Raw genomic sequence first — 9,105 nt, 5'->3', positions numbered from 1 at the left:
GCCTAAGCCAATAGCCGCAGACAGCATACCGCAGCCTGCTTATTCTTTTATTGTGTCAAAACAAATAAGTTAAACCTGAATAGCCGATTTATAGGCTGTTCGCAATAAAAACATTTTCGAATGAAAACAACAATTATTGTTTCTAAAAAATGTGACGGGGCTGGCGGTACGGCACAGGTTATTTTCCGGCTCGGAATTACAAGGTCAAACAGGCATCAGTTCAAATCAGGAATTTACATCAAGCCGGATTGGTTTAAAAACAATGAAATCTGTATACCAAAATCAGGAAAATTCAACAAGCTGGAAATCATGCAGGCTAAAAAAGCAAAAGCAGATCTTGAAACACTGATTGCAAGATACACTATTATATGTAATTTGCTGGGACATGATGCAGATGATCTTGACAGAGAAACCCTTGAAAGCGTAGAAAAGCTGACTGAAAATATACAGATTAATGATTTAACAAAGCAGACAATCGAGGATGTAATTTTCAAATTGAAAAACAAGGATAAAGCAGATACAGAAGTTGAAAAAGTAAAGACATTTGATGACTATGCAGACATATACCTCAACCGTGAGGGTGTTACTTATAACAATCAGAAGAAATCAAGATGTGTTTTCAAAGTCTTGAAAACATACGAGCAATTTATAAGACTGACAGATAAAAAGCATAAGGATTTTACACTTGATATTGAAACTATCAGCACGGATATCATAAGTGATTTCTTTGACTTTTACAAGGACGAAGCAGAGCTGCTGAAAGAATATCCGAGAGTTTTTGAAAAAATTGGTATTACTAAAATCAACAAGCGAGGTCGTAACTCACTAATTGAACGTAAAAAAGAGTTGAAAGCATTTTTTAATTATCTTATCAAAAATCGTTATACAAAAAATCAACCCTTTGACGGTATTGAAATCGGGACTGAAAGATACGGTACACCTTATTTTTTAACATTAGAAGAAAGAAATAAGATAGCAACTTTTGATATTAAAGGAAAATGGTTGCAGATGTCAAAAGAAGAAAGAAAGCCTATCAAGTCTGCAGTATCAACTATGTTGACGCAAAGAGACATCTTTATTTTTCAGTGCCTGATCGGATGCCGGGTTTCGGATCTCATGACATTAAAACCTGACAGTATTGACAAAAATAACATGTTAAATTATATACCTGTCAAAACAAAATCAGTCAGACAGACTGTAGTATCAGTACCACTGTGCCTGCGGGCACAAAAGTTGATTTCAAAATATCAAGGTATTGACAAAAAAGGCAGATTGTTTCCTTGCATCAGCCCACAAAAATATAATGATGCGATTAAGGACGTTTGTTACGTATGCGGTATAGATAGACTGATTGACAAACTTAATCCTTTAACTCAAATCGAAGAAAAAATACCTGTATGGAAAATCGCATCATCGCACATGGCCCGCCGTACTTTTTCAGGCAATGCATATAACAAAGTTCAGGATCCAAACATAATTTGCTCGATGACCGGTCATGTCGAAGGTTCAAAGGCTTTTAACCGTTATCGCACAATCGACAACGATCTGAAGAAAAAGGTAATAGACTTAATAAGCTGATAATTAGGGTCTGCTGATTTATTTTCGTCAGCCGATGGCAAGAACCGGAGTTTTCTCAGCCACCCGACTTTGATTCCTGAAAATCCCGGTATTTTCCGGGATTATTCTGATGATTTCCATCATTTCAATAAGGGCATAAAGAAGCTCCCTGACACACTTCAAATTACGTTCCAAGTTCAGTTGCCACACAGTCCTTTATTTTTTGATCGAGTTCTTCTATCGCTTCATCAGGCTTGATAAAATTGTTTTTGATATTATATGCACTGATAATCTTTTGTCTGAAATTATAAGCTTTATGGTTGCCTATCATTTTGCTTTTCCGGGCCTTTTCGATTTGGTCTAAGGCTTCTAATTCTCCACCTAGTTCCTGAGATAGAATGAGGATGTATGCCCGGCGAAAATCATTAATGGTTCTTATACTATTCAAGTCTAGACATATATCATTAATTTTATGAATTTTATAGTAGTGATCGGCCCATAATTTCACGAGAGAGCTATAAAATTCTTTATCATACAAAAGACCGGCCGTAACTTTTTTTTTGAATATGTGATTTAGATTATGTTCGATTCTTAGTTCAATTCTTAACAGGTTCTTTCCGGTATATTTTTCCGGTATTCTATTATTTCCATTTTGGAATTCTTCTAATTTGTCGTAAAGAACAAAATCCACATTAGTTTGATGATAATAAAGGCCGTGAGATTGAAGCAGCCGTTTTGTCCGGCTTGATGTTCCTAGATGTGATAAATAGAATTCTACAGGGTGTCGGACAATAATGTTCAGTCCTATATCTACACGTGACACTATTGCCTTGTCCATGGGAAGATTCAAAATTTTAGATAGTTTTTCTATCCCTTCTTTTATATCCTTCAGCGTTAGTCTCTGGAGATTATCGCCCTTCAGCCACTTGCAAAAGCTTCTGTTATTAATACATATCCTGTTTGGACTGAGAGTTACATTCAAGTATTCAATATGGCCATGGTAAATGGCCCGTATTTCCCTGTAATCCCCATAACAAAATTCTTTTTTACTTGGATTTATGAGCGGGATTAACCGTTTGAATTCATCTTCCTGCTTTAAATCATAGTATAAATTGATTGTATCATACATAATGTAAAATATTTTGATTTTTTTTTAAATTGCCCTGATCCATTCTGAATCAGACTTTGATTTGAGAATGTGATCTCTAGGTTATTCTGAATGACCTCAAGCTGCCCGGTATATAGCGCTTTCCGAATTCCGGCATTCCCACCTGTTACAATTATATTGTTTCTTGTTTTCCTTTTTCCTTTCATTTATATTTTTTATTTATCCTCCTATTTTTTTCTCTTTCTAAAATTATACTCTCTAAACCCTTTTTTACTTCAAAAAAAGAGAAAAAATTTCATGGAATTTGAATATTATCTGTCTTCTATGCTGTTTTTCCGATTATTTGGGAAGCAACATAGAAGTTAAGAAACTCCATTTCTTTTTGCCTAAACGGCTAAGGTGTTAAATTGACAATAACTTCAGGGTTCTATTCGGGATCAATGTAAGAAAAATGATAGCCTGCCAGCTATCTCTTACGCCAGTCCATAGGATTTTAAGGGAAAAAATCTACAGAGACGATACATTTAAATCAATCATTTTGAGGAAATTCTGTCACTCAATAAAATATTCATTTGAAAGTCAGGGCCCCTACTCTAATATATTATTATTAAGATATAAGTTATTCCTTAATTTGTAATATTCTACAGTATATAGGTTCTTCCTTAATTATAAATATGAACATGGGACTATATTAAGATATAAGTTATTCCTTAATTTGTAATATTCTACAGTATATAGGTTCTTCCTTAATTATAAATATGAACATGGGATTATAGATATGAAACCTATTTCTAATCTGGTAATGTATACTTTGATTATTAGTCATCTCTATCAGGTTACCTGTCCAGAGTTTATACTACATAAATTAGAATACTATTGTCCGGGATATTTATACATTGAATAATTGTTCTTCAAATAGCCATAATTGACTGTCATCCCCAGACTTTAATTTAGACTCGTCAATCTGGTTAAACAGGTCAGTAGGTGACATCAATAGTACCAGTCCAATGACCTTAGAGAAAATATAAAGTTCTTGATTAATATGGTAGACCTTACGGAGCAATAAGCAAAGACAGATAGTCACAGAATGCAGTCCGTATTTGTGTAAATACTGCATTCAGGTTGGTTCCGAAGAACGACTTGATATGCAAATGCTGCTTTATCCATTTGAAGAAGCTCTACGTTCCGGTGTTCCCGGTACAGTTCCGTTATGGTGATTGCTTCATGCGTGAAGTTATCAGTCAGGAACTGATAGATATTATTGGTGTCATAATCTTCGTATGTTACAAGTCGCATCAGGTCAGGATAAATCCTTAGGAAGGATGAAACCGGTCAGTCTGATATTCTCATCACTGATAGGCCCAGCTGTCTTATTAGCTTCCCTTCTGTCTTCGACTTTATATTTTATATTGTCCTTAGTACGGGTAACGAAGGAAGCACCCTGTTGATGGATTCTGTTGAACAGGCTCCAGAGTCAGCGTATCCTTTTCCATCAGATAGATCGATCCAGCCTCTACCGGCATGATATCAAGGACATTAACATCATTGACTGCTGCTTCTGTAAGCCAGACGAAGGTTGGAATAGGATCTCTGAGGTCAAGCATAGTTTGTTATTACCTATTTCTTCTACTTTTGGCATATTATCTAAATGTATTACAATGTTTTAAAATTGTATGCTGATTATACTTTGATTTATTCAATAGAATACTCTCTCGAAAGAATTCTTCCGAGAATAAACGAAGTCATAATCTGTACAAATTATTTACAGCACAATATCCGAGTAATAATTAAACATCATATCACGAAGAAATTGTTCAATATTTTATAGAATACTCCGAAATCAGGCAATGTTTTAACTTTTATTTATGTATGAAGGTTAGATAAATTGGAAGGATAGCAGGGCATTTTCTAAAAATAACAGCTATATTTGTATGTTAAATGCCAAGTAACACTATTGTTGGTGATGAAACAGTTTCAATTCATATGAGCTTAGTATTTGATAATGATCTGAAAGGATGGTAAATGGTTCCCCATGATATATGAGGGGAATGGCCTGTATATTTGAAAAACAGAAATAGAGTTTAACTTAAACAAATAATTATTATGGACAAAACTTTTATTACAACGATTCAAGCATTACTTAAAGAACGCAATGCAGAGTTTGATAATGCAGATAAGAGGTGTGTCAGGCTCCTTAGGCATAAGGACAATCGGAAGAAAAAGATCATTGATGGAAAAGAATATCCCAATTCACTTTATGATTTATATTTAAACGAACATGATGTATTCTTAAGCTATCAAAGTGAGCAATTAGAGAAACATTTTAAAAATGTTGATTATATAGTTGCCTTTATAGGTGAGGAAAGTTCTTCTGCGAGATTTGTGGGTGTCTTTAAGAACTGTGGAATAATCAAAGAAATCGAAGATTATAAAGAGGAAAAACAAGCTAAGTTTAATTTTCAGGAACTTAAGGGATTTGACATATTGAAAGAACGTATCATCATAGATTGGAAAAGTCCTGTAAGTTGGCTGCAGAATTACAACCATGAGATGCCTGTTATACGGATAGACCGTGGACTCCAGGAGAACAATATACCATTGTTCACACAATTTGAGGACGTATTACTTGATTATGGCCAATTGAGTCGGATTGTCAACACAGAAAACGCTGAATGGAAATCAAAATTGGAGAGTTGCAACTGTATCTATCTGATACTTGACAAGCATACAGGTAAGCAGTATATTGGTTCTACCTATAACACAAAAGGTATATGGGGCAGATGGAAAGAGTATGCAGAGTATGGACATGGTGGAGATAAGGATTTGAAACCATTGGTTGAAAAGGATGTATCATACGCAAAGAAGTATTTTCAATGGTGCATTCTTGAAACACTTCCTTTGAAAATACTTAAAGAGCATGCTATAGACAGGGAATCCTTATATAAACGGAAGTTTGGAACAAGAGAATTTGGTTATAATAATAACTAAATTGGTTGTTTTAAAGGGTAGGGCTTAATCCAGTGATGCCCAATATTTAGATCTTGAATCGGTATCCAAAGGTTACTTCAACGAACATATTACGAGATCCATTGGATTTGTCTGCCTGTTGAAACAGCCCATAGGCTTTTGTATACTTGAGGACTTTATTGATGTCAATATTGGAACAACGTATTTAATGCAACACGTTTATATTCGTAGGTAAACCTATAGGTATGGCGGCAGAAAGCCTCTTAAAATGCTTCACGCTCGTGCAGCAGGTTAATTCGTTGCACTAAAATTGACGATGTAATTTTGTTGCCGTTGACTTCTGGAAAATTTTAAATGGTATGTAACTATAAACTTTGATTATGATAACAGATAAGGAAACAAACCGTGTGTATTTCTCTAAGCGCATACAGTGGAGAAAAATTTGGAAAGATACTGTAGCTCCTCGTTTGATTAAAGCAAGAGTAACTCCTGTTTATCTTGAGGCTACTAAAGATATTTGGGTACGTGATTTCATGCCTATTCAGATTTCAGAGAATCAATTCGTGACATATCAATACAATCCGGATTACCTGCAAGAAGAAAAATATCAGCATCTAAAGTCTGATTGGGAATCCGTTTACAGAAGTTCGAAAGATTTATTGCCTGACATGCAAATAATAAAAACCGATTTGATTATCGATGGCGGCAACGTTATCAAGTGTGGAGATAAGATTATCATGACTGACAAGCTCATTCAAGAAAATAGGCGCATTAACAAGACTCGCAAGGAAATTATCCATGAATTAGATAGAGTCTTCAATGGAGCGGAACTCATCTTTATTCCATGGAACACAGCTGATGAATGGGATTACTGCGGTCACGTAGACAGCATGGTCCGGTGCGTAGACAACGATACGGTGCTTATTAATAATTTTTGTAATCATGCCGGCCAGACCTGGTTACGAGAAGAGATCCTTGACATATTGAAAGGCCATCAACTTCAAGTAGAGGAAATGGATTTGAGTGCGACTGGCAAAAAGTATCATGGAGTAAATGATTGGGCTTACTTGAATTTCCTTCGCATTGGAAATAAGATTTTTATGCCACAGGTTTCCGGGCCTAACCAAGATTTTCAAGAGGAAGACGAATTGGCTGAGAAGAAATTAGAAACTTATTATCCTGAATGTAAAATATTCCCAATTAATCTTCTCCCTATTATAAAAGCCAATGGCAAATATGGAGGCGGAGCTTTCAACTGTATTAGTTGGAATATTTATTGTAACTGAGCCTACTTTAAAAAGTCGGTACATTGGTCAAGAACTGGTTTATAAAAAGTTGCTCAAAGATGCTGGATTCCAGGATGTTTTCTGCAATTTTATAGCTGTTATAAACAGAGAATATCAGATGTTTAATAAGAATACAGATTTTGAAGTCTGATATTCATTGTTCGCTTTTAACTTCAACTCCGCTCGAAAAGTCAGCGGCTTCTTTTATTCCTCAGTTGGGCTAACTATAGAAAAATAGCAGCCTTTCCCATGGTGTTTTTATTACTGAACACAAGTTTTCTGGACCGTTCATCTCCGGGAGTTTTATCTGTCTTTCCAGACATGAAAGGATGAATCCGTTCTGCCGGAGAAGATGCACTTTCAAGTATCCCGTTTCCTCCGCCTGAAGTTGACTCTTGTTGTCTCCTTTATCGATTATTAGATAGAAAGCATTTGCCGTATTGTATAATTGTCTTCAATTTCTGTTTGAGAAATAAATTACATTCTCAGGAATTCTGGACTACCAGATAACATATGATTTTTTTATCTGATCATGATCCTTATATCCTTCAATTTCCTGATCCTTTCTGGATTTTTTCGGCAATTTTTGCTGAAAAAAAGATTATTATCAATTTTTATTGAAATTTCCCCCCGTTTTTTGCAGTAAAAAAACTTTTAGAGAGTATAATTTTAGAAAGAGAGAGAAAAAAGAAGAATTGGAGGATAAATAAGAAAATATAAATGAAAGGAAAAAGGAAAATAAGGAACAATGTGATTGTAACAGGCAGAGATGCCGGAATCCGGAAAGTCCTGTCTGCTGGATGTTTGGATCAATTCGGGATGAGGAGATTCAATTCTCAAACCACGGTCTGGTTCAGAGTGAATCAGAACTATGGAAAATCAAAATATATCTTTTTTTATATTAATATGTTGAAAATCAATTTATTCTTGCCTCAGACACTTTGTGAGGATAAGCACCTATGCGGGAAAGAACGTTATAAGGAAGTTATAAAAACGGAAGCTGGCAATGTGCAGAATGATGTCAGGTACAGTCATTTTCGTGACAAGGAAATGGTGGAAGGGAACGCCGGCATGACGATTCCAAATTTGGATTTTTCTGAATGTCAGCGTGGCAACAGTCTGCCGGGCCTGTTGAACTTAAAAAAGAATATTAAAGAGTCTGTAAGTACATTATCAGCAGAGCTGGGCCTTCCCATTTCTCGGGCAAGCATTACAGGCATTAATTTCGGATATGATTTTATAATGCAAAATCCGGTGCAAAACTATTTCAGCTTCCTGGAATCCCTCGATAATGCAAACAGAATTATTTCGCCGGATAAACTTCAGTATAAAATCGGCAAGGTCAAGGAGCTGTTTTTTTATGAACCTCCAAAATTAGAGAAACAAAAGGAAAGACCGGAAATCAGCCAGAAAACGCCGGTGTTAAGGTATGAAATACAATATAAAAGAGGTTTTTCCTATTCAAAGCAACCCATGAATATTTTAGTTGAAGACTTGTATAATGGTTCTGTGCTGGATTCTTTATTATGTGAATGGTATTCCTTCTATTGCAGGATTAAGAAAAATAATCATAAAGTTCTAAATTTTAAAAAGGTAAAGACCACACGGGATCTTTATCAGGCAGGAAAGTCATGTCTTCTGTTTGACAATGGCGGGACTGATAAAACAATGGAACTGTTCGATAAGTGTTTCAGGAATGGCAGTCAGACACCTAAACAAAGATTCGATTTAAAGAAGGAAATTAATAAAGCCTGCAGCGGCCCGGGAAATTATTTGATTGATAATGAATTAGTCAAAGAACTCGATAGTCTGGTAAAAGCTGTATATGAGAAAGAAAAACAGGTAAGTGCCGGTTCCTTTCCTGATAGTTTATCGGCATGATTATCCCAGAGTGGAAATATTTGTTCTTTTGTTAATATATTCTTCGTATGTTGACTTGCTCTTATCATGAGTAAGAAGCTTTAAAGCGTTAATGACATTCTCTTCAACACCCCTTTTACAAAGATCTTTTAATGTCAACTTAGAATCTTCTACAACATCGTGCAAGAAGCCGGTAATAACTTCTTCCCGGTTTGTTCCTGCGAGGCCTACAGCTAAAGGGTGGAGGATTTCGGGCTTGCCGTCTAAATCCTTCTGTCCTTCATGAGCTTCTATCATTATTCTTATAACATCTTCAATGCCTTATCA

The 9,105-nt window shown here is 35.5% G+C and carries 7 protein-coding genes; 4 read left to right on the top strand and 3 right to left on the bottom strand.

The genetic code is table 11. The features are described 5' to 3' along the window. Nucleotides 1-120 precede the first annotated feature (120 nt). Nucleotides 121-1,578 carry a tyrosine-type recombinase/integrase gene (locus ACYRYG_RS12070; protein WP_460198273.1) on the top strand — a complete coding sequence of 486 codons (1,458 nt, stop codon included), beginning with the start codon at nucleotides 121-123 and terminating at the stop codon, nucleotides 1,576-1,578. Between the two features lie 163 nt (nucleotides 1,579-1,741). Here the strand turns inward: ACYRYG_RS12070 and ACYRYG_RS12065 are convergent, their stop codons facing one another. Then, nucleotides 1,742-2,686 (bottom strand): phage/plasmid replication domain-containing protein, encoded by a 945-nt coding sequence (locus tag ACYRYG_RS12065; RefSeq protein ID WP_460198272.1) that lies wholly within the window; start codon nucleotides 2,684-2,686, stop codon nucleotides 1,742-1,744. Nucleotides 2,687-4,080: 1,394 nt separating this feature from the next. Further along, nucleotides 4,081-4,269 (bottom strand): hypothetical protein, encoded by a 189-nt coding sequence (locus tag ACYRYG_RS12060; protein ID WP_460198271.1) that lies wholly within the window; start codon nucleotides 4,267-4,269, stop codon nucleotides 4,081-4,083. Between the two features lie 499 nt (nucleotides 4,270-4,768). Here ACYRYG_RS12060 and ACYRYG_RS12055 point away from each other — a divergent pair, with 499 nt between their 5' ends. The 3 genes from ACYRYG_RS12055 to ACYRYG_RS12045 all read left to right on the top strand — a co-directional run bounded on the left by ACYRYG_RS12055 (nucleotide 4,769) and on the right by ACYRYG_RS12045 (nucleotide 8,799). After that, nucleotides 4,769-5,653 carry a GIY-YIG nuclease family protein gene (locus ACYRYG_RS12055; protein ID WP_460198270.1) on the top strand — a complete coding sequence of 295 codons (885 nt, stop codon included), beginning with the start codon at nucleotides 4,769-4,771 and terminating at the stop codon, nucleotides 5,651-5,653. Nucleotides 5,654-6,012: 359 nt separating this feature from the next. Further along, nucleotides 6,013-6,918 (top strand): agmatine deiminase family protein, encoded by a 906-nt coding sequence (locus ACYRYG_RS12050; RefSeq protein ID WP_460198269.1) that lies wholly within the window; start codon nucleotides 6,013-6,015, stop codon nucleotides 6,916-6,918. A 906-nt stretch (nucleotides 6,919-7,824) separates the two neighbouring features. Further along, entirely contained in the window at nucleotides 7,825-8,799 is a 975-nt protein-coding gene (locus ACYRYG_RS12045; RefSeq protein WP_460198267.1) for a hypothetical protein, read from the top strand. On the opposite strand, the gene ACYRYG_RS12040 is transcribed toward ACYRYG_RS12045, so the two are convergent. Then, nucleotides 8,800-9,075, bottom strand: a complete 276-nt coding sequence (locus ACYRYG_RS12040; protein WP_460198266.1) for a hypothetical protein — start codon at nucleotides 9,073-9,075, stop codon at nucleotides 8,800-8,802. Nucleotides 9,076-9,105: the final 30 nt, after the last annotated feature.

The organism is Segatella asaccharophila (genome assembly GCF_054687055.1).
The sequence above is the reverse complement of the archived record's forward strand: the minus strand, read 5'-3'. Positions and strand labels throughout refer to the sequence as shown.

What these genes read in the sequence shown, in the direction of transcription:
- ACYRYG_RS12070 (WP_460198273.1), top strand. Translation starts at nt 121, where the DNA reads ATGAAAACAACAATTATTGTTTCTAAAAAATGTGACGGGGCTGGCGGT.
- ACYRYG_RS12040 (WP_460198266.1), bottom strand. Translation starts at nt 9,075, where the DNA reads ATGATAGAAGCTCATGAAGGACAGAAGGATTTAGACGGCAAGCCCGAA.
- ACYRYG_RS12045 (WP_460198267.1), top strand. Translation starts at nt 7,825, where the DNA reads ATGTTGAAAATCAATTTATTCTTGCCTCAGACACTTTGTGAGGATAAG.
- ACYRYG_RS12060 (WP_460198271.1), bottom strand. Translation starts at nt 4,269, where the DNA reads ATGCTTGACCTCAGAGATCCTATTCCAACCTTCGTCTGGCTTACAGAA.
- ACYRYG_RS12065 (WP_460198272.1), bottom strand. Translation starts at nt 2,686, where the DNA reads ATGTATGATACAATCAATTTATACTATGATTTAAAGCAGGAAGATGAA.
- ACYRYG_RS12050 (WP_460198269.1), top strand. Translation starts at nt 6,013, where the DNA reads ATGATAACAGATAAGGAAACAAACCGTGTGTATTTCTCTAAGCGCATA.
- ACYRYG_RS12055 (WP_460198270.1), top strand. Translation starts at nt 4,769, where the DNA reads ATGGACAAAACTTTTATTACAACGATTCAAGCATTACTTAAAGAACGC.